General features: G+C 45.5%; 16 protein-coding genes and 1 riboswitch. Of the genes, 5 read left to right on the forward strand and 11 right to left on the reverse strand.

Annotation, left to right across the window (positions count from 1 at the left end; genetic code table 11):
- Positions 1-8: 8 nt before the first annotated feature.
- Positions 9-1,031, reverse strand: a complete 1,023-nt coding sequence (locus tag NSQ57_RS13315; protein WP_029517464.1) for an NADH:flavin oxidoreductase/NADH oxidase — start codon at positions 1,029-1,031, stop codon at positions 9-11.
- A 305-nt stretch (positions 1,032-1,336) separates the two neighbouring features.
- On the opposite strand from NSQ57_RS13315, the gene NSQ57_RS13320 reads away from it, so the two are divergent.
- Positions 1,337-2,143: a polysaccharide deacetylase family protein gene (locus NSQ57_RS13320; RefSeq protein ID WP_069011741.1), complete on the forward strand. Its 807-nt coding sequence runs from the start codon at positions 1,337-1,339 to the stop codon at positions 2,141-2,143.
- Positions 2,144-2,336: 193 nt separating this feature from the next.
- On the opposite strand, the gene NSQ57_RS13325 is transcribed toward NSQ57_RS13320, so the two are convergent.
- From NSQ57_RS13325 to NSQ57_RS13335, 3 genes are all read right to left on the reverse strand, one after another.
- Positions 2,337-3,005 (reverse strand): 3D domain-containing protein, encoded by a 669-nt coding sequence (locus NSQ57_RS13325; RefSeq protein ID WP_029517462.1) that lies wholly within the window; start codon positions 3,003-3,005, stop codon positions 2,337-2,339.
- Positions 3,006-3,011: 6 nt separating this feature from the next.
- Positions 3,012-3,180: riboswitch (cyclic di-AMP (ydaO/yuaA leader) on the reverse strand.
- A gap of 230 nt (positions 3,181-3,410) precedes the next feature.
- Positions 3,411-4,133, reverse strand: a complete 723-nt coding sequence (locus tag NSQ57_RS13330; protein WP_029517461.1) for an amino acid ABC transporter ATP-binding protein — start codon at positions 4,131-4,133, stop codon at positions 3,411-3,413.
- On the reverse strand, positions 4,120-5,583 hold the full coding sequence (locus NSQ57_RS13335; protein WP_029517460.1) for an ABC transporter substrate-binding protein/permease: 1,464 nt from the start codon (positions 5,581-5,583) through the stop codon (positions 4,120-4,122). Before NSQ57_RS13335 ends, NSQ57_RS13330 begins: the two co-directional genes overlap by 14 nt.
- Positions 5,584-5,731: 148 nt before the next feature.
- Between NSQ57_RS13335 and NSQ57_RS13340 the strand changes: the two genes are divergently transcribed.
- Positions 5,732-6,910, forward strand: coding sequence for a M20 family metallopeptidase (locus NSQ57_RS13340; RefSeq protein WP_342424918.1), 1,179 nt, complete (start codon positions 5,732-5,734; stop codon positions 6,908-6,910).
- 42 nt (positions 6,911-6,952) lie between these two features.
- Positions 6,953-8,023 carry a hypothetical protein gene (locus NSQ57_RS13345; RefSeq protein WP_029517458.1) on the forward strand — a complete coding sequence of 357 codons (1,071 nt, stop codon included), beginning with the start codon at positions 6,953-6,955 and terminating at the stop codon, positions 8,021-8,023.
- Between the two features lie 87 nt (positions 8,024-8,110).
- Here NSQ57_RS13345 and glgA read toward each other — a convergent pair whose 3' ends face one another.
- Positions 8,111-9,553 (reverse strand): glycogen synthase GlgA, encoded by a 1,443-nt coding sequence (glgA, locus tag NSQ57_RS13350; protein WP_029517457.1) that lies wholly within the window; start codon positions 9,551-9,553, stop codon positions 8,111-8,113.
- Positions 9,554-9,574: 21 nt separating this feature from the next.
- Positions 9,575-11,497, reverse strand: a complete 1,923-nt coding sequence (gene glgB, locus NSQ57_RS13355; protein WP_029517456.1) for a 1,4-alpha-glucan branching protein GlgB — start codon at positions 11,495-11,497, stop codon at positions 9,575-9,577.
- A 235-nt stretch (positions 11,498-11,732) separates the two neighbouring features.
- Between glgB and NSQ57_RS13360 the strand changes: the two genes are divergently transcribed.
- A complete protein-coding gene (locus tag NSQ57_RS13360; protein ID WP_029517455.1) occupies positions 11,733-12,959 on the forward strand; it encodes a glucose-1-phosphate adenylyltransferase in 1,227 nt (408 codons plus the stop codon).
- Between the two features lie 86 nt (positions 12,960-13,045).
- On the opposite strand, the gene NSQ57_RS13365 is transcribed toward NSQ57_RS13360, so the two are convergent.
- The 5 genes from NSQ57_RS13365 to NSQ57_RS13385 all read right to left on the reverse strand — a co-directional run bounded on the left by NSQ57_RS13365 (position 13,046) and on the right by NSQ57_RS13385 (position 18,463).
- The gene (locus NSQ57_RS13365) at positions 13,046-14,470 is read right to left on the reverse strand and encodes a HAMP domain-containing sensor histidine kinase (RefSeq protein ID WP_029517454.1); all 1,425 of its coding nucleotides are present in this window, start codon (positions 14,468-14,470) and stop codon (positions 13,046-13,048) included.
- Positions 14,467-15,165, reverse strand: coding sequence for a response regulator transcription factor (locus NSQ57_RS13370; RefSeq protein WP_007432526.1), 699 nt, complete (start codon positions 15,163-15,165; stop codon positions 14,467-14,469). Before NSQ57_RS13370 ends, NSQ57_RS13365 begins: the two co-directional genes overlap by 4 nt.
- Position 15,166: 1 nt before the next feature.
- Positions 15,167-16,501: a hypothetical protein gene (locus tag NSQ57_RS13375; protein ID WP_322252736.1), complete on the reverse strand. Its 1,335-nt coding sequence runs from the start codon at positions 16,499-16,501 to the stop codon at positions 15,167-15,169.
- Positions 16,498-17,223 (reverse strand): ATP-binding cassette domain-containing protein, encoded by a 726-nt coding sequence (locus NSQ57_RS13380; RefSeq protein ID WP_342424919.1) that lies wholly within the window; start codon positions 17,221-17,223, stop codon positions 16,498-16,500. Before NSQ57_RS13380 ends, NSQ57_RS13375 begins: the two co-directional genes overlap by 4 nt.
- An 82-nt stretch (positions 17,224-17,305) precedes the next feature.
- Complete coding sequence (locus NSQ57_RS13385; protein WP_069011733.1) at positions 17,306-18,463, reverse strand: MFS transporter; 1,158 nt, start codon at positions 18,461-18,463, stop codon at positions 17,306-17,308.
- Between the two features lie 440 nt (positions 18,464-18,903).
- Here NSQ57_RS13385 and NSQ57_RS13390 point away from each other — a divergent pair, with 440 nt between their 5' ends.
- Positions 18,904-19,821, forward strand: coding sequence for a hypothetical protein (locus NSQ57_RS13390; protein ID WP_023988964.1), 918 nt, complete (start codon positions 18,904-18,906; stop codon positions 19,819-19,821).
- Positions 19,822-19,886: the final 65 nt, after the last annotated feature.

A 19,886-nucleotide genomic window follows, 5' to 3' on the forward strand; every position in this document is an offset into this window, starting at 1 on the left:
AAAATTATCTAAAAGCCGCGCAAGTAAGGCTCTGGGATGTCGGCCTGTACTTTTAGCTCCCGCGATGCATGCAACGCCCAATAGGGATCACGCAGCATGGCGCGGCCTATTGCTACCAGATCAGCTTCTTTTTGCTGAACAACCCGACGGGCGTCTTCATAATCATCCAGTAATCCAACAGCAATTACAGGTACATTCAGCTTTTCACGGACGGTATGAGCTAAATCCACCTGATAGCCAGCACGCGCAGACGGCCCTCCGCCAGAACCAATTGGACCCTCGCCACCAGAAGAGATATGGAAAATGTCCACACCTGCATCACGATATCGTTCCCCTACACCTGTTATGTATTCCACATTATATCCATCTTCGACGTATTCTTTGGCAGATATCCGCATAAGCACAGGCATATCAGCAGGAAGAACCTCTTTAACAGCATGTATGACCTCAACACCGAACAGTGACAGATCCTGGCCATATTCATCTTCTCTCGTATTTGTTAAAGGCGAATGAAATTGATGGATCAGATAGCCGTGAGCGCCATGTATCTCAACCGTATCAAAACCGGCTTCCACCGCGCGGCGCGCGCCTTCTTTGTATGCCTGAACCAGTTCCCTGACTTCTGCTGTCTTTAAGGCGTGCGGCTTTTTAAGGCGTTCGCTAAAAGGAATCGAAGAAGGACCCACAGGTTGCTCAGCATCTTCGGCCTTGCGTCCAGCGTGGCCTAGTTGAATGCCAATTTTGGCACCATACTTGTGAACTTCCTCTACAATCTTACGATATGCAGGAATATGTTCGTCACTCCAAATACCTAAATCACGATCCGTAATACGTCCATCAGGATGAACCGCTGTCATTTCCACAATAATAAGACCAGCACCTCCTACTGCTCGGCTCACATAATGGACATGATGCCAATCCGTCGGATTTCCATCCTCGGCCTCCACACTGAATTGGCACATCGGGGGCATAACAATCCGATTTTTTAAAGAAAGCCCCTTTAATTGATAAGGAGTAAACAAGTCGGTCACTTTTATCCTTCCTTCCTTCAATTCCATGTCTGTATAATTATGAATTGCAACCCCATTATACACCAGCTGTCACGGGATACCGAATCCGTTGTAAGGCTAAAACTTGCGAAAATGCTCTTGTTTTCGGTCATGTTTAAGAGAATATGTACGTTTAGCTCCATCATCTTCATTGATAATCATTTCATCGCGAACTTCTTTCCAGACGTTTATGAGCCTAACTTGGTAACCAGCATATTTTTAATAGGACAGGTACATAATAGTCGAGAGCACCACTAGGTACCACTGCACGAAAAGGGGGGATACATATGCCGTACAGGGGAGTGTTGCCATGCTTGGCACTGTTACTAGCATTTTCAAGTTTACCCGTTCACGCGGATGCGCCTCCCAAGATCGGAACGCCCCATCCCAAGGAAGCAGCTGTTGCTTCTTCTGTACATCTGAGTACAGATCGAGCTACTCCTACATTAGCAATGTTGCGTAAAAAACATGCGGACATTTTTAAAATGTGCGGCCCACACACCCGCCAAATTGCCTTAACCTTTGATGATGTGCCCGATTCTAGGTATACGCCGCAGGTTTTGGACGTATTACACGCCAACGGCATCAAAGCCACCTTTTTCATCGTCGGTCACCGTGCGGAAAAGCATCCGGGGATTATACGTCGTATTATCCGTGAAGGCCATGCTATAGGAAATCATTCCTATACTCATCCGGATTTTAGGAAGGCTACACCAGAACGCTTTCGCAACCAGATTACAAAAACAGAACGTATTTTACAAGCCAGCGCAGGTTTTCGCCCCAAGTTGATTCGTCCACCCTACGGTGAAATTACAGAGCCTCAAATAAAGTGGGCACGTCGTCATGGCTACATGATTGTCAACTGGAATGTAGACTCTCTCGACTGGAAGGGACTAAGTAAAACACAAATTCAGCGAAATGTGATTCCAGCTACAGGGCCTGGCTCTATTATTTTAATGCACGCTGGTGGAGGTCAAAGTTCCAACTTGCAAGGCACTATCCAAGCTTTGCCGGGTCTAATTCACTCTCTAAAAGCTAAGGGCTACAAATTTGTGACAGTCCCCCGGCTACTCCACACATCGGAACGAAAATAACAGTATGTTTATAATTGAGGTCCAAGCTAAAGCAACGTAAAAAGGCTGTCTTACCAGCAGAAGTATTCTGCTCGTCAAGACAGCCTTTTTACGGATAGGACCTGATAAGAGTCCGACCTAGATATATACGGATATAGGCGTTATGTTTACATAATATATATTATGTTTAATTAAACTGTATATACGTACAATGCTATTTATCAATAACGTACAGCTTCACATTTTGAAATCCAAAGTCGTTCACAAATGATTTGTTGCCTGGAATAAAGATATCAATCCGCTTTCCTGTAATGGCGCTGCCCTGATCGCGAGCGACAGCTACAAAAGAATGATCCGGCAAACCTGGATGGGAGTAGCCTGTAACCAGTACTTTCGTGCCCATCGGAATGACGTTAGGATCTACCGCAATTGTACCTAGTTTAAGCGGATTGCCGTAGTAGTCCACTGCGCCCCATTTACCATTCTCATCGGCTGCGGCAGAATACGCTGAAGCCTTAACGTCAACTATTTTGCTATAGTTGAATGTTTTACCCCAAGCTTCAATCGTTGGCGCCTCATTCGCTGCTGCTTTCTCCGTAAGAAGCTGCGGCTTCGATTCCGAAGCTGCCTTTACACTTTTTTCGCCAGGCACCTTAATTTGCAGACCTGCATATATATTGCTGGAGGCAATGTTTGGGTTAGCCTTTGTTAGCTCGTCTACCGATACTCCATAACGTTGAGCAAGCAAAAAGAAGGTATCGCCCTCTTTGGCAGTGTGAAGCGAGGCAGCATCCGCTATTCCAGCTGTCTGTGCCAACCCTGCAATAGCTGCGGCAAGCACCGCAATTTTCATCGTTTTACCAATATGTTTTAAATGTTTCAAAGATATGTACCTCCTCTTTTATGCCTGCGAAGTTAGCTGTCGGATTCGGACTCAGGAGAAGCCCTATGCTTGTGCAATTCACCCCTAGGCATATTCCTCATCGTCTTATGACGTATCGGAATGGCTGCCGTTGTTACGTCCCCCGCACTTCCCATAGTTTGGGCCAGCATTTCAGCGCTTGTCTAACCGCATGCTGTCCCGGTAAGTTTTGGCTTACTGCATAATATCACAATTTTGTAACCTTATCCGCATGAAAATGTTGGGAACCCTGAACATCATACTACACTCGTTACAATTTTGTCATTAAGAAATCGATATTTGTTACGAAAGTATGGGGAAATGGTGACAAAATAAGAAAAGCCCTCCGTCAACGGAGAGCTCTTTTATGATTAGACCAGCACTTTCTTACAATACTTTGGCAAGAAAATCACGAGTGCGATCATGGCTTGGAGTGCCAAATACCTGGTCTGGTGCACCCTGCTCCACAATTTGACCGTTATCCATAAAGATAATTCGATCGCCTACCTCGCGGGCAAAGCCCATTTCATGCGTTACAATTACCATTGTCATACCGCCTTCGGCGAGCTTCTTCATTACATCCAGAACCTCTCCAACCATTTCAGGGTCCAATGCAGAAGTCGGCTCATCGAACAGCATTACGTGCGGCTGCATGGCCAAAGCACGCGCAATCGCAATACGTTGCTTCTGACCACCGGATAGCTGGTTCGGATAGGTATTCTTCTTATCCTCGAGCCCCACGGTACGCAGGAGTTCTAATGCAATTTTTTCCGCTTCCTTACCTGACTGTTTTCTAACCTGCGTCGGTGCAAGCGTCAGGTTCTGCAACACTGTTTTGTGTGGGAACAGATTAAAATGCTGGAACACCATCCCCATTTTTTCCCGGGTTACATTAATATTATGACCACGAGCTGTAATCGGCTCGCCCTCAAATAAAATCTCCCCATCCGTCGGCTGTTCTAACAGATTCATACAACGCAAAAACGTACTCTTCCCCGAACCGCTGGGACCGATGATAACGACAACTTCTCCTTTGGCGATATCTATATCAATGCCTTTTAAAATCTCATTCTTGCCGAACGATTTACGCAATTGTTTAACGGTGATCACTGGCTCTCAACTTCCTTTCCCATAAACCAAGCAGCTTAGACAAGCTGAATGTCATTACAAAATAAATAGCGGCTGTGATTATGAACGGACTTAATCCTTCGTAGGTAATATTCTTAATGACCTGGGCTTGATACATAATATCCACCATACCAATAGTCGAAATAATGGAGGATTCTTTAATAATTGTAATAAACTCATTACCTATAGCAGGCAAAATAGATTTAAACGCTTGTGGCAAAATGACGTGACGCATAGCTTTGCCTCGTCCCATACCCAATGAGCGTGCGGCCTCCATCTGTCCACGGTCTACTGCCTGGATACCTGCACGGAAAATTTCAGCCAGATATGCCGAGCTATTCAGAGACAATGTGATTATACCGGACTGGAGTGGAGTAAAATTGACACCCAGCGTCAAAGCAATCCCGTAGTGAATGATCATGAGCTGCACCAGCATAGGTGTGCCACGCAGGATCTCCACATATGTGGTACCTAACCACTCAATGATGCGTATACCACTCATCCGCAACAAGGATACGATCAGACCAATGATAAATCCAAACAGTACTCCGAGTGCAGACAGCAACAGAGTGTAACCAATACCCGTAGCGTAAAGACTGCGGTATTTCCAAAAAATATCTACGATGTTATTAGAAGAAACCTGTCGATCTGCCGAGAGTGCACTCGCTTCTGTAGAAAACTTTTCAATCGACCCGTCCGCTTTCAGGCGAGCCAACGTTTTATTTACAGAGGCAAGCAATTCTGCGTTCCCCTTACGTATACCTACAGCAGTTTCTGCTCCGGCATCCTCAGGTATCGCTTTGGCAAGTGTTACGGTCCCATCTAACGTGTACCCTTTAGCAACCGTATCTTCGATCACAACAGCGTTGATACGCTGGGTCCGCAGCTGGAGTACCAGATCGGATATTTTGTCCAGTGAGGTTACAGAGGCATTGGGGACTTTTTGAGCAATTTCTTCCTGAATACTCCCCTTTTGCGCGCCAATCTTCTCGCCTTTCAAAGCAGCCATCGTAGGATATTTGTCTTTATCCTCTGGGCGTACCATAATGACTTGCTTGGAGCGATAATATACATCTGAAAAATCAATGCTTTTTCTACGCTCATCCGTCGGTGTCATACCGGACAGTACCAAGTCTACGCGACCACTTTGCAGAGCAGGTAGCAAAGAGTCAAAACTCATGTCCTCAGGGACCATCTCCGCACCCAAATCTTTGGCGATTTCCTTCGCGATTTCCACATCGAATCCAACAATAGTATCCTTACCGTTAATAACTTTATGAAACTCATACGGCGGAAAGTCGGCACTCATGCCCACTACAAGTTTTTTCTGTGGCTTTGCTTCCGTTCCGTATGCATTGAGCATGGGAAGACCCGTCAACAGCAAGATAACCGCCGTCAAAACCAGGGCGGTAAAACGATATGCCTTTTTCAATCTTTTTTTCTCTCCTTAAATTCTTTATAATAAATAAGATTGTGTCATTATAAATGAATATGCATGATTATGCAATGAATGTTATAGTACAATTTCAGCATACCTAGCGCAGTACCTACATTACAGCTTATATAAAGGAGTTTTCAGCATGAATTTTAAACAGACCATTCAAAAGACAATTGAACAGCATGCCCCACGCTTTAAGGACATTTCGTTATATATTGGGGCAAATCCTGAACTTGGAAACGAGGAATTTCTGGCCGCTTCCCGTTTAAAAGAAGAACTCATTTTTCACGGTTTTGAGGTCCAGGCACCCGTATTGGGCATAGAAACAGCCTTTATTGCAACTTACAAAGCTGAAAAATCCGGGCCGGTTATCGCTTTTCTGGCAGAATATGACGCTCTGAAAGGTTTAGGACACGCCTGTGGGCACCATCTGATATGCATGATGAGTACCGGTGCTGCCGTTGGCCTCAAGTCGATCATCGACGAAACTGGTGGAGAAGTACGGGTATACGGCACACCTGCCGAAGAAACTCGTGGTGCTAAGGTCCCTATGGCCGCTGCCGGTTTGTTTGATGATTGCGACATAGCACTTATGACGCATCCTTATGATCGTTACGAAAAATCAGGCAAATCGCTGGCGATTGATGCTGTACAATTCGAATTTTTTGGTCAATCCGCTCACGCGGCTGCCAGCCCGCACGAAGGCATTAACGCGCTGGACGCTGTGATTCAAACGTTCAATGGCATCAATGCGTTCCGTCAACAAGTAAAAAGTACAGTGCGTATCCATGGGATCATTAATCAGGGTGGGCAAGCAGCCAATATTATTCCTGATTACGCCTCAGCCCAATTTTATGTAAGGGCCGCTACACGTCAAGAACTGAACCCGCTGACTCGCCGTGTTATTCAAATTGCTGAAGGAGCTGCTTTACAGGCCGGGTGTCGTTTGGAGACCTCCAATTATGAGACTTCTTATGATGAAATGGTCACGAACCGTGTACTTTCCGATGCGTTTACCGCAAATTTGGTACAGGCTGGCATTTCGCAAGAAGATATAACGGAAGGCGAAGATCATGGCTCTATGGATATCGGAAATGTATCGCTTCATTGCCCTGCTATCCATCCTTACATTCAAGTTATTGACGAGAAGCATGCCTTGCATACACCAGAATTCCGCGATTTGGCGATGCAGGACCGAGCCATGGAAGGAATGCTGCTGGCTGCGAGAACTTTGGCATGGACTGCTTGCGATGTAATCACGAATCCTGAACTGCTAGCCCAGATAAAAAAAGAATTCGCTCTGCTGAATAACGAATGCTAAATCTTAATTCCGTGTTATTTCAGAAAGGAGTAGCCAGCCATCATGGATAGTATGAGTAGCTTTTGGACGTTGTTTATTGTGATAGACCTCATCATTTTTTGGTTTATATTCCGTGCAATACGCAGGAACCGGGGAAACAGAAAAACACGGCGCCGGAATGCTTTTTTCCTCAGCTCCCCTTCTCCTTCTTCCCTTACGCAGGAGCGTCATCCAGAGATTACGGAGCTGATGCAGCTATTGGAGCAATCCATTCCCGTCTCCTATGCTCATAGCGTAAGGAATCGTGTAATGGAAGCCCACCCAGAGATTACGGAGCAAGAATATGATTGGCGTTGGCATGAGCTAAAACGATATTTTATGCTATGCGCGATTATGAATCGTGTGCCTATGTTCAGTAGTGATGTGGATGAATTATGGCACGAAATGTTGATGTTTACCCGCGAATATCAGCAATTCTCGGAAGCTTTTTTTGGTCGTATGCTTCACCATGCGCCCCATTCTGGCGGCTCTCAGCCGATGCCGGAGGAGCGTGCGTGGTTTGATTGGTTGTATGTGGAATGCTTTGGCTGGAACCGCTATAGCGCCAGTTTGTGGGGGACTTTTTTTAATCATCCATTACCGAACGACGAGCTTTCACACTATTACAAACTCACAACTTCGGCGCAGCCAGCAGGTAACCGTTGGAATACTCAGGAGAATATAGCCATTTCACAGCAAGCCCAACAAACGGTTCATAAGATTGTACAACATCTGCGCGAGCGGGTGAATAAAGCGGTGGATGATCCTGAGGGTAAGCAATTGCCTAAGGTCAACTATTTACAGGTCGACTATCTGTTATTAGCTGTTGTATGGTATTCATGGTATCAACCTGAACAATTTGCCATACACATGCACCCGGATGCTACAGGCAATGCCGGGTTAGCTAGCTCATCTGGTTGTAGCTCGGCAAGCGGCTGCTCGAACTGGGATACGCATCACTCGCATCATCATTCCTCCCATGACAGTTCTCATCATGGAGGCTCTTCTCACCATGATTCAGGCGATTCTGGTAGCCATTCTTCGTGTAGCAGCGGCTCTTCATGTGGAAGCAGCTGTGGTGGCGGGGGCGACTGATCATAGCAAAAAAGGGAATTCCTCAGCCAAACACTGGCTAAAGGGATTCCCTTTTTCATTAATATGAATATGGTGTTCCTACTCCGTTCAGTCCGTCTTTGTGAGCAAATGGTAAATATCCATATACGCTTCGGCTGAAACATCCCAACTATATTCTCCTGCGAAAGCCGTCTGTGTAAGCTTCGACCAATGCTCAGATTGGCGATAAAAATGAACAGCACGACGAATGGTGTTCAGCATATCATGTGCATTGTAGTTCGTGAAGCTAAATCCATTTCCTTCCCCTGTAGACTCATTGTAAGCCTGCACGGTATCGTTAAGGCCCCCAGTTTCTCGCACAATAGGGATACTTCCATAACGAAGCGCTAGCAGTTGGCTGATCCCGCAAGGCTCAAACCTTGATGGCATAAGATACATATCGCTTGCCGCATATATTTTTCGTGACAGAGGTTCGCTAAAAGCAAGCTGCGCCGACATTTTCAGTGGATAGCGTCCCGCTGCCTCACGGAACCAATGCTCAAAAGCCGGATCCCCTGTTCCCAAAACGACAAACTGGATATCATCATAATACAAGATTTCATCAAGCACTCTCGTTACCAGATCTAGCCCCTTCATATCTACAAGTCGGGTTACCATGGCAATCATAGGTACGTCCGGCCGTACCGGCAGACCCAGCTCCTTTTGCAGACCAATTTTGTTTTCCTTTTTCTTTGTCAGACTCGTTCGGTACTTCGTATAAATACGATTGTCCGTAGCAGGATTATAGCTTTTGGTGTCAATTCCGTTCACAATCCCTGTTAAGCGACCCTGATCTCCCAATTTACGAAGCAGTCCCTCAAGCCCATATCCGTAAAATTCCGTTTGAATCTCCTCTGCATAGGTCGGACTCACGGTCGTGACATGATCCGAGTACGTAAGCCCACCTTTCATAAAATTCAGTCTGCCATGATACTCCACACCCTCGGAGGTGAAATAGCTCCCATCCAGGTTGAGCAGCTCAGTTAAGACCTCATACGGAAAATCCCCCTGATACAGCAGATTATGTATGGTAAACACCGTGCGAATATCGCTGTAGAAGGGCAAATGTCGATAATCGGCATTCAGAAGCAGCGGAACCATTGCTGTATGCCAATCATGACAATGCAAAATATCCGGCCGAAAGTTCAGTTCAGGCAGCATTTCTAAAATCGCTCGGTTAAAAAAGGAAAAGCGTTCGCCATCATCCATATAACCGTAAATACCGTCACGACCGAAGTAATACTCATTGTCTATAAAATAAACCTTGATTCCGTCTAATGTCAGTTCCTCTATTCCACAATATTGATTACGCCAGCCTACGGCTACTTGCTTTACCGCTACCGGACGTAGAGACTTTTTATAAGTATCGGGAATCCCCGCATATTTAGGCAAAATGATTCGGACGTCGCACCCCGCCTGACGAAGTGCCTTCGGCAGTGCGCCAATGACATCAGCCAACCCGCCTGTTTTAATAAATGGATGTGCTTCTGCTGCCGCAAACAAAATGTTCATATATGCTTCCTCCTTATGTGGTTAATCTGCTTTTTTAGGCCTCCGAGGCGCTTTCTTGAGTATAACGATGCTCAGGGGTGGTATAGTCACCTCCAAGCTGTGAAGCTGACCGTGGCAAGGAATACGGGCGGTCCGTATCATTCCGGTATTTAGCTGGCCACTTCCCCCAAAGTCCTTATGATCACTGTTCAGCAGTTCGATATAACTCCCGGCCTTTTCCAGCCCAATTCGGTAGTTCTCTCTCGGTACGGGCTGAAAGTTAATAAGCACGACCAATGTATCTCCTGGCTTTTTACTTTTACGTAAATACGTAATTACGCTCTGCCCACGGTCCTCCGCCTCAATCCACTGATATCCATCCCACGAATGATCCAGTTCCCATAGTGCCTTTTCCTGAATATACAAATGATTCAGCGCTTTCGTAAAAGCGTGCAGCGAACGGTGACTGTCATAATCCAGCAGAAACCAGTCAAGCTGCTCCTCATCCTTCCATTCGATGAATTGGCCGAATTCCCCTCCCATAAATAATAGCTTTTTGCCCGGCGAGGTGAGTTGGTAACCGAGAAGCGCTCGAAGCCCGGCAAATTTTTGCTCATAGTTACCTGGCATTTTATCAAGCAGCGACTTCTTACCATGAACAACCTCATCGTGCGACAATGGCAGTGTAAAATTTTCGCTGTACGCATAAGCTATGGGGAATGTCAGCAAATTATGGCGCTCCGGTCTCTGATCGAAATTCGTTTCGATATAATCAAGCGTATCGTTCATCCAGCCCATATTCCATTTGTAATTAAAACCGAGTCCTCCATCGCTTACCGGGGAAGTTACCATAGGCCAGGCACTGGACTCCTCTGCCATCATCAGAGCATACGGATAATAGCGGAATACTGTTTCATTCAGTTGTTGAAGGAAGGCAATAGCCTCCTCATTTTCAATACCTCCCTTAGAGTTAAAACGATATTGACCGTCCTGCTTTTCAAAATCCAGCCGTAGCATACTCGTCACAGCATCTACGCGCAGGCCGTCAATATGGTACATATCCATCCAAAATAACGCATTAGATATCAGGAAAGAACGCACCTCCGGTTTGCTGTAATCAAACGTCAGCGTTCCCCAGCCGGGCTTTTCCGCAATCAGCGGATCCGCATATTCGAACAGGGGCGATCCGTCAAACAGCCTTAATCCATGAGCATCTTTTGCAAAATGGGCTGGGACCCAATCCATCAGCACTCCAATTCCCGCCTGATGGCAACGATCCACCAAATACATAAAATCATGCGGTTCTCCATAACGGCTTGTGAGTGCAAAATATCCAGTAAGTTGGTAGCCCCAGGAAAGATCATACGGATGTTCACTCAGCGGCATCAGTTCAATATGTGTATACCCCATATCAGTCACATAAGGCACAAGAAGCTCAGCTATTTCCCTGTATGTATAAAACGTACCATCTTCTTTTTGCTTCCAAGTGCCCAGATGAAGCTCATATATGTGTAGAGGCTTTCCATACGGTGCTCTACGTTTTCGGCGCCAAATCGCATCGTTCCAAGTATAACCATCTATAGAAGCTACCACAGAAGCCGTTGCCGGTCTCACTTCAGCACGTACCGCGTAAGGGTCTGCTTTCAGAAATCGTTCACCGTTTGCACCCGTAATGTCGTATTTGTAAAAAGTTCCTTGGGATATCCCCGGAAAAAAACGACTCCAAAAACCGGATTTGGGAACCCTATATAAGGAATCCTGTTCCCCATTCCAGTTGTTGCGATCTGTAGCAAGCCCGACATGGAGAGCATGAGGAGCCCAGACCGTAAAACGGACGCCCTGTTCTCCGTTCTCCACAGTAAGGTGGGAACCCAAAGATCGGTAGCTGTGATAAAGCGTTCCTTCATGAAACAAATAAATATCTTCCGATGAAATAGCCTGTTGCGGAAGAGTTTGGTCTGTCATCACGTCACCACCCTTATATGTTTGTAAGTAAAAATGTATGAATCGGTAATGCATTCGCTTTTGGCTCAAAGCTGACTTGAGTTATTACCCCATTCTAGCCACAATGAACAGAAAAATGACTAGGAAAAAAATAAACCTTAGTTTTTGGGGAATCTTATATACCTAATGGTTTCAAGAGTACCCCATACCGTTTATGTATGTACTACACTGACAACTAAACCGGGAGGGAAACGAAATGTTTAATAAAGAATGCATTGCCATGCTGCTGGCAGGCGGAGAGGGACGCCGTCTTGCTCCCCTTACTTCAACGATTGCAAAACCCGCCGTACCTTTTGGCGGTCATTACCGAATCATCGATTTTCCTCTCAGTAACTGCGTAAATTCAGACATTGATACTGTAGGTGTACTGACGCAATATGAGGCAGAATCCTTGCACGAACATATCGGGGATGGAACACCATGGGGTCTTACAAAAACAGATGACAAAGGAATTACCCTGCTTCCATCTTACAACACAGGTAACGCTGAATACTTAGGAACGGCAGATGCTATTCATAAGAATATTGAATATATTGACAGCCAAAATCCGGAGCATGTGCTTATTTTATCCGGTGATCATATCTACTATATGAATTATCGCGAAATGCTGAACCACCATAAGGAAAAAGGAGCTGCGGCTACCATTTCTGTCATGGAGGTACCTTGGGATGAAGCACACCGTTTTGGTGTTATGAGTGCGGATGAAGATCTACGTGTCACAGAATTTGCAGAGAAACCTGAGAAACCGGAAAGTAATTTGGCCTCTATGGGTATTTATCTTTTCAAATGGGATTACTTGAGAAACTACCTGTTAGAAGACGCACAGGATGCTCAATCCAGTCATGATTTTGGTAAAGATATCATACCTAAAATGTTAGCGGATCAAGAATCCTTGTACGTTTATGAATTCCAGGGCTATTGGAAGGACGTAGGTACCGTTAAAAGCCTGTGGGATTCACACATGGATTTGTTACACGAGAATTGTGCGATCGACCTTCAACGTAAGGATTGGCCGATGTATACACGTGAACGCCGCACAAGGTTGAGCGCACAAAAGGTACCTAACCGTCAAACGCAGCCATTGGGCAGCTTGTTGCATGATTCCTGTCAAGTAGAGGGCCGAATTGAACGCTCCGTTGTATTTAGTGGTGTCGAGGTAGGTAAAGGATCAGCCATCAAAGAAAGTATCGTTATGCCGGACACACGCATTGGACGTAACGTCCATATTGAACATGCGATTATCGGTGAAGGTGCTGTGATTCGCGATGGTGCTGTCATTAAAGGCAGTCCGGGCGAAATTATGGTCATCGGACCCAATGAAGTGGTATTTGGTAAAATGGCGGTACGGCCGCAAACTACACGTATGCTGAAAGAAGCTTACGAGCGCAATACACGCTTGCGTGCCGAAGGTTTTACTTCATAACGTTACCCCAAATCAAAAACAGCCAGCCCTCCCGATTTAAGAGGACTGGCTGTTTTTCTAATTGCACCTATAAGTAGGCTTTAAATCTATTCTTCAGTGAGTTGTGGTGGTTCCACGGATTGCTCTGCTTGCAGAGCAGGTAATGAAACCGTAATAGTGGTGCCAGCCCCCAGTTCACTTCTGATGAGCATCTGACCATGATGGCGCTCGACAAACTGTTGTGAGATTGCCAATCCCAGTCCAGTACCACCGTTTTGGTGGTCTACCTGGAAAAAGCGGTCTCTTACTCTGGCAAGATTTTCAGCACTAATTCCAATTCCTGTATCTTGTACGGATATCTCGATATTGCCATCAACCCGTTGAAGCGACAGAAAAATAATTGAGCTTTCATGCGAAAACTTGATAGCATTATCCACAATGTTCAAAAATACCTGTTTTAGACGGTTACCGTCTCCATGGACGAAATATGCCGCTTCTTCCGAATCAAGCTGAAGTTTTATTTGCTTCATTTCTGCTTTGGCCCATACGTTCAGCATAATTTCCTGCAAAAGCTCCCGAAGATCTACCGTTCCCATTACAAGCTTCATGGCATTTTGCTCCAGCTTGGAAAAATCGAGAATTTCCTCCACCAAGCCAATCAGCCGATCCGTCTCTTTAGAGATAATCTTCATCCCGATTTTCGTCTCTTCGGGGTCATAGCCGCCAGAATTTAACGTTTCACTCCAACCCTTAATAGATGTAAGCGGAGTACGCAATTCATGAGATATAGATGAAATAAAATCATCCTTGATTTGATTTGTTCTGACAATTTCCTGTGCCATATAGTTCAGAGTCGAAGCCAGTTCACCCAACTCATACCGATAATCGCCTTCAATGCGTGTATCAAACCTCCCCTGAGCCATCTGAGCAGATACATCGCGGATATTATTAATCGGTCTAACAATGGAATTCGCGAGCCCTGTACTGACCACAAATACAATAACCAGTACAGCTGCCATGATGCCAAGAGAAAACAGCGTAATCGTAAACAGCTTATCATTTACCAATTCCAGCGAGGTTGTATACCGAATAACGTACACCTGGTCTCCGACGATATTGTCCAGTTTTTGAGATACCGCCATCACCTGCTGCCCCGTGCTCGGTTGCTTTCCGATCCATTTGCCCGTATCCCCAGCTAATGCTTGTGTCACATCACTTGTTTGCACACTTAGATCTGCTGCAAAATTCGTTGAGTTATCAATTACATTTCCCTGTTCATCGAGCAACTGCAGTTCAGTAAAGGGCAGAGAAAATGTATTTAACAAATACGATTGCAAAGACTGTTCCGGCTCTTTAAATTTGGGTGCAAATTCACTTACCGATTCGATACGGCTTTCGATATGTTTGTAAATGGAATCGTAATAGTACGACCGGAGTGCAAACATAAAAATGACTTCTACTAACAGAAGCGCTAAGAACACTACGAAAAAATAGTGAAGCACAATCTGTCGGCGAATTCCCTTTTTGATCATTGAGACTGACCTTTCCATTTATATCCATGTCCCCAAACTGTTTGTAAAAAAGCCGGCTCGGATGGATTGTTTTCAATTTTCTGCCGAAGACGTCGGATATTCACATCTACAATTTTCGGATCGCCCATATACTCTTTGCCCCATACGTGATCAAGTAGAACATCTCGGCTGAGCGGCGTGTTCTCTTTTTCCAGAAAAAATTGAATCAGAGAAAACTCAGTCGGTGTCAGCTCAATCAGCTGCCCGTTCTTCTTAAATTGCTTAGCAATCAAATCCAGGGTGAACGGTCCAGACTGGAAGGACACTTTGGCTGCTGTTTCACGATGAACATTCACCCGACGCAATAACGATTGAATACGTGCAATCAGCTCCGTCGGGCTAAAAGGCTTGCTCACATGATCATCGGCCCCTACAGACAAGGCATATACCTTATCCTGCTCCTGTACCTTCGCTGTGAGAAAGATAATGCCGATGCGCTCATTCGTCTCCCGGATTCTCCGACAGACTTCAAAACCATCCATACCGGGTACCATTACGTCAAGCAGTGCAATATCAATATCCCGCACCGTGTTCAAAATATTCAGAGCCTCATGCCCTTCCGACGCCTCCAGCACCTCAAAACCGTTACGTTTCAAATTAATGACGATAAAGCTGCGAATGGATTCCTCGTCTTCCATGATTAAAACTTTACTCACTCTACTCTACCTGCCTTTCCCCCAGCTTGTTTTTAATGGTTTTACGCGGTTCCAGCTCACTGGATCGCTTAATGCCAATGACCTGCGCATTCGTTCGCCACAGTTGGCTATACCCTTCGTTGTTTCGCTCCCATTGTGACAACGAGAAAAATTTAATTTCCGCTATCGTTTTGTCTGTATCATCCAAAATAAAGCGCAAATAGCTGTCCTTCTTCGAAACTTTCGGATCAATCGTCACCTTGCCATGCAGCTCTTTCGGTAATCTGAAGTAGACCTGTTCATTAGAATCACGATACTGCTGCTGCTTAAAAATCGTTCCTTTCGCCCCGTCCCACTGATAGAACGACACAAAATATGGAACCTCATCCAGCGGCTTGTTACTCCAACCTTTAGGCTTCTCCAAATTACCAAATTCCAGAATACCGTCACCATCCACATCACCACTGGCGATGGTCGCATCCTTGAAGGTGACATCCATAAGATTAAGCTTCCTAAGCTTGCCGTGATCCATCACAATAACATTGGAAACGGTAGTGGTCTGAGCAATTTTGGTGTCTATAATAATCCCCTGCCTACCCTCGGCTACCTTGCCAGCAACGACATTATAGACATCTAAGACCTGACTGTCCAAATCCAACGATCCGATTTCCTTAAAGGTCCCCCCACTGAATTGGAATGTTTTAACTGTAAAGAATTCATTACGTCGCAGCGTGATAATCGTCAAATCATTCAATTTATCCCCGTTTAAGTCCATCTTGTTATGCTTAAAATCATCTACGACGAAGTCCGTATAACCTGTAGCATATATTTTCTCCAGAGTTCCTCCGGTATAGGAATACACGATGAGTCCCTTCTGGTCCCCGCCATCGCCACTATCTCCGCTGGAAAAACCCGCTACAATATCGAGTGTTCCATCATTCGTTAAATCCACGAGCTTAAATGACTCCAGCACAGTGCCTTCCCCATCAAACGTCAGCTTCTTTACCCACGTTCCCCCCTGATCTTCAAACAAGGCACCATGTATTTTTACGCTCTCATCAGGCGTTTCATAAAAGAGCACTGCTTCGTCTGTGCCATCATTGTTCAAATCACCCGTTCGAATTGGCGTCGGGTCATCTGGATCATTCGGCCTTAAAGGCTGTACCGCCCCTAGTTGCGTATTCACTGCACCATTCAGTTCCTGCTTCTCGTCAGACATCGTCGGTGTCTCCATCAGCGAAATGGGATCGCTAATAACATTACAGCCGCTTAAAAATCCAGCAAGGAGCAGCAAGGAACAGCAGCCAGTCACCATTCTCAACAGCATTATTTTCACTTCTCTTGCCGTCCCCTTCACAATTTGTTCTTTTCCGCTTGTGTCAATCGTCTCCCCTGAATATCAAACACCAATTCACCATCATTCAACCCCCATATACGGGAAGCAAAGCGTTCAGCCATTTCCAACGGCAGTACAGTCATGATCGTCACCCGCTCGTCAGAACACAGCTTGCGAAAAGTCTCCAATACATGCGCTGCCGAAGCTGGATCAAGTCCATTTACAGGCTCATCCGCTAAAATAACTTTAGCTCCGTGCACGAGAGCACGCGCAGTCGCTACCCGCTGCCGCTCGCCACCGCTGAGCTTATCGCATTTATCATGCGCCTTATCCAGCAGACCCAGATCCTCCAGTACGTCCATCGCTCCCATATAATCGTCGGAACGCACCATACCGGTCACCATTCTCCACATTGGAGTTTGACCGGATCTGCCAATGAGCACATTTTTAAGAGCGGTTCGATTCATATTTAGATGCGGGTTTTGCTCCAGGTATGCCCATTCCCGCTTTATTTTCATCTTGCCAGTCCAACCGGATTTCAGCACATCATTGCCACCTACAATTAAACTGCCTTCATCCCACGGCTCTTGTAAAGCAAGACAGCGAAGCAGCGTCGTTTTGCCACTTCCACTTGGCCCCACTATGGCAATGAATTCGCCCTGATGAATTTCAGCATCAATTCCTCGAAGTAGCTGGGTCTGTTCAGGCCCCACTTGCTTGGTCAGCTTCCGAATTTTAATCATCTAAGTGATTCCCCTTTGCGCACCATCAATACTGTTTATATTTTATAGTAAATGTGAAACAAATACCATGCAAACCGCAGTTTTAAACCGCCGTTACTCTTTTTCTGGAAAACAAACCTAACAATCCGAAAACAATGTAACTACCACCAAGGACAAGAAACATGCTGCCTTGAGTTCCAAAGTCCAGCAACCCTCCGCTAATATTAGGTCCGATCACACTTCCCAGATTAAAATGAAAGGATGCCAGTACATTCGCGGCTGCTAAAAATGATTTGGGCAACAGATCAGCGGCGTAGGCCAAACCGAGGGAGAAAAAGGAGCCTACTAAACCACCTGCTAGGGTCAGCAATATCAAAGTGAACATAAAATGATTGCCGCTCCATGGTAGCAACATAAAGGTCATTCCCCCTGCTATGCCTACGCTCATTAGCACCTTTTTACGTCCCCAACGGTCACTCAATATCCCTAGCGGCAGCTGCAGCACTAATCCTCCCAAACTGACGAACGGCAGCAAGGCGGCGATTTCATCGGTATGAAAGCCAATACGCAGGCCATAGACTGGAAAGTTACTGTTCAGGCTCGCTTCCATATAGCCATATAGAAATGCAGGCAAAAGAGCGTACCATGCCCAGCTGTAGCTGCGACGAAATCTTTGAGTGGGACGCGCCTCGGACTCCAGCTTCTCTGGTCTGGAGTCCGGCAGCTTAATTAACACCAACAGCAAAACAAGCAAGCACAATAAGGCCAACGCAGCAAATGGAACCAGCATTCCATAATCGAGTAGCCATAATCCCAATGGTCCTAATGCAAAACCCAGACCGTAAGACATACCATAAAAGGAAATGTTTCGCCCTCGCTTCTCTGCTGGAGTCACCAGCAATATCCATAGCTGCGCAGAGTAGTGCAATGCACTGTCACCAATACCTACTAGCAGACGCAGTATGAACCATACCCGAATATCAGGGATTAGCGGAAACAGCAGCAGCGTAATGAGCACTAGCACAAGCCCACCGGCCATCAGCTTTTTAAACCCTAACCAGCCCAATGTCCGTTCTGCCACCAACGTCATTGCAAATGAACCAATATACAGAGCAGCCGCATTCATTCCATTTAGTGAAGATGAAACTCCCATTTGTTCCAACGAGATTGACAGAATAGGTAATAATAAACCTTGGCATAATCCGGCAACAATAATAACAGCAATTAAAATAAAATAATGAACCCGTAACGACGACGACATCCTAGCTCCTCCTGATCGAACAAATAAAATAATTAAAATCAATGTTAAGAAATGATTTGCATTTGATTCCATAATCAATAATAATTCTTATCACTATGTATTCCATGCCGTCCTGCAAAACCGGCAAATCACATATACAAATTCAGGTGTAATTAGTGTATTAAAGAATAGAAGAAAAAAATCGCCATCTGAGATGACGACTTTACGGAAAGAGCTTGTCTGGTATGTATCCGACTCCTTCGGTTAAGGAGCCTCGTATGTTCAATCCGAACCCATTCACGTCACAACGCACTATTTCATATTATAGTGGACAATCCCTGGCAGAACAAGCCATAATAAATAAGTGAGCAATCATTAAAATGCTCATGTTTTGCTTATGGACGGGCTTAATTACGTTCACCGCTCTGGGCTAGAAGACAGAATAGGAGGCATTGGGTTCCATGAGTTATCAAATTAAAATAGACACTTCTCCAATTTATGAATTGCTCGGCAGCTTCATGGCCTATGTGACTAAAAAGTGGGTTCAAGATATGGACTTGGGCCATGAATGGATCGACAAGGTAGATGCACGACTACAACATGAAGTTCGTACTGAGCTGGCTACAGCTCAGGATTGCCCTTTTAGCGATTATGACGCACTCTATGCTTGGGCGTTACTTCGTCCGGAATCAGATGAAATATCTGATTATATCTCTTATTTGGACCACGGCCCGGATAAAGATATGTTTGAGTTGCTCGTTCCGCATATCCCTTTTTTAACCTTTGAAGAATCTTTACGCATTCGTAAGGTATACGCACCACTCCTCAAATTGTGGGATCGTGATTATTTTCGGGCCCTGGAAGGCGAACTGCGTGTGTTGGCAGAAGAAGACGCTGCGGAAAAGCGCATGCTGCTGAGTAAAATGGAACCGGAAGCACTGGTTGAATATGCGACAGCTGGACTAGTCGTGCCACACATGGAAGACCTGGATACAGTAGTCCTATTTCCAGTTGTCCATAATCGCCCGATTAATTCATACTGTTTTTATACCCGCACACTGCTGATCCAGTATCCAGTAGATATCCCCGAGGAGAGCGAGGAAGAACCGCCTACGCTTCTGCTACGGCTCACTCGTGCGGTTAATGATCCGCAGCGGCTACGAATTCTGCGTTATGTAGCTCAAGGTCCTAAGTCTCTCGAAGATATGCGCCATGATTTGAGCCGTTTGGAAGATACACTCATGTCTGATATGATGATTTTACGAGTGGCTGGTCTGCTTCGTATTCACATCGGACGTTATCATAAGGAAAAATTCAGCATCCGTCCCGATGGCGCGGCTGATTTACAAGTATTTTTGGAATCCTATATTGGATTGTAATTTGAATTGTACTTTTAGTTATAACCGAAGCAGCGTTAAAGCTTTGGCTTGGAAGGAGTATGCAT

Source organism: Paenibacillus sp. FSL L8-0502, from assembly GCF_038593055.1.
In the GTDB taxonomy this organism is placed as follows: domain Bacteria; phylum Bacillota; class Bacilli; order Paenibacillales; family Paenibacillaceae; genus Paenibacillus; species Paenibacillus polymyxa_D.

What these genes read in the sequence shown, in the direction of transcription:
- NSQ57_RS13320 (WP_069011741.1), top strand. Translation starts at nt 1,337, where the DNA reads ATGCCGTACAGGGGAGTGTTGCCATGCTTGGCACTGTTACTAGCATTT.
- NSQ57_RS13340 (WP_342424918.1), top strand. Translation starts at nt 5,732, where the DNA reads ATGAATTTTAAACAGACCATTCAAAAGACAATTGAACAGCATGCCCCA.
- NSQ57_RS13345 (WP_029517458.1), top strand. Translation starts at nt 6,953, where the DNA reads ATGGATAGTATGAGTAGCTTTTGGACGTTGTTTATTGTGATAGACCTC.
- glgA (WP_029517457.1), bottom strand. Translation starts at nt 9,553, where the DNA reads ATGAACATTTTGTTTGCGGCAGCAGAAGCACATCCATTTATTAAAACA.
- glgB (WP_029517456.1), bottom strand. Translation starts at nt 11,497, where the DNA reads ATGACAGACCAAACTCTTCCGCAACAGGCTATTTCATCGGAAGATATT.
- NSQ57_RS13360 (WP_029517455.1), top strand. Translation starts at nt 11,733, where the DNA reads ATGTTTAATAAAGAATGCATTGCCATGCTGCTGGCAGGCGGAGAGGGA.
- NSQ57_RS13365 (WP_029517454.1), bottom strand. Translation starts at nt 14,470, where the DNA reads ATGATCAAAAAGGGAATTCGCCGACAGATTGTGCTTCACTATTTTTTC.
- NSQ57_RS13380 (WP_342424919.1), bottom strand. Translation starts at nt 17,223, where the DNA reads ATGATTAAAATTCGGAAGCTGACCAAGCAAGTGGGGCCTGAACAGACC.
- NSQ57_RS13385 (WP_069011733.1), bottom strand. Translation starts at nt 18,463, where the DNA reads ATGTCGTCGTCGTTACGGGTTCATTATTTTATTTTAATTGCTGTTATT.
- NSQ57_RS13390 (WP_023988964.1), top strand. Translation starts at nt 18,904, where the DNA reads ATGAGTTATCAAATTAAAATAGACACTTCTCCAATTTATGAATTGCTC.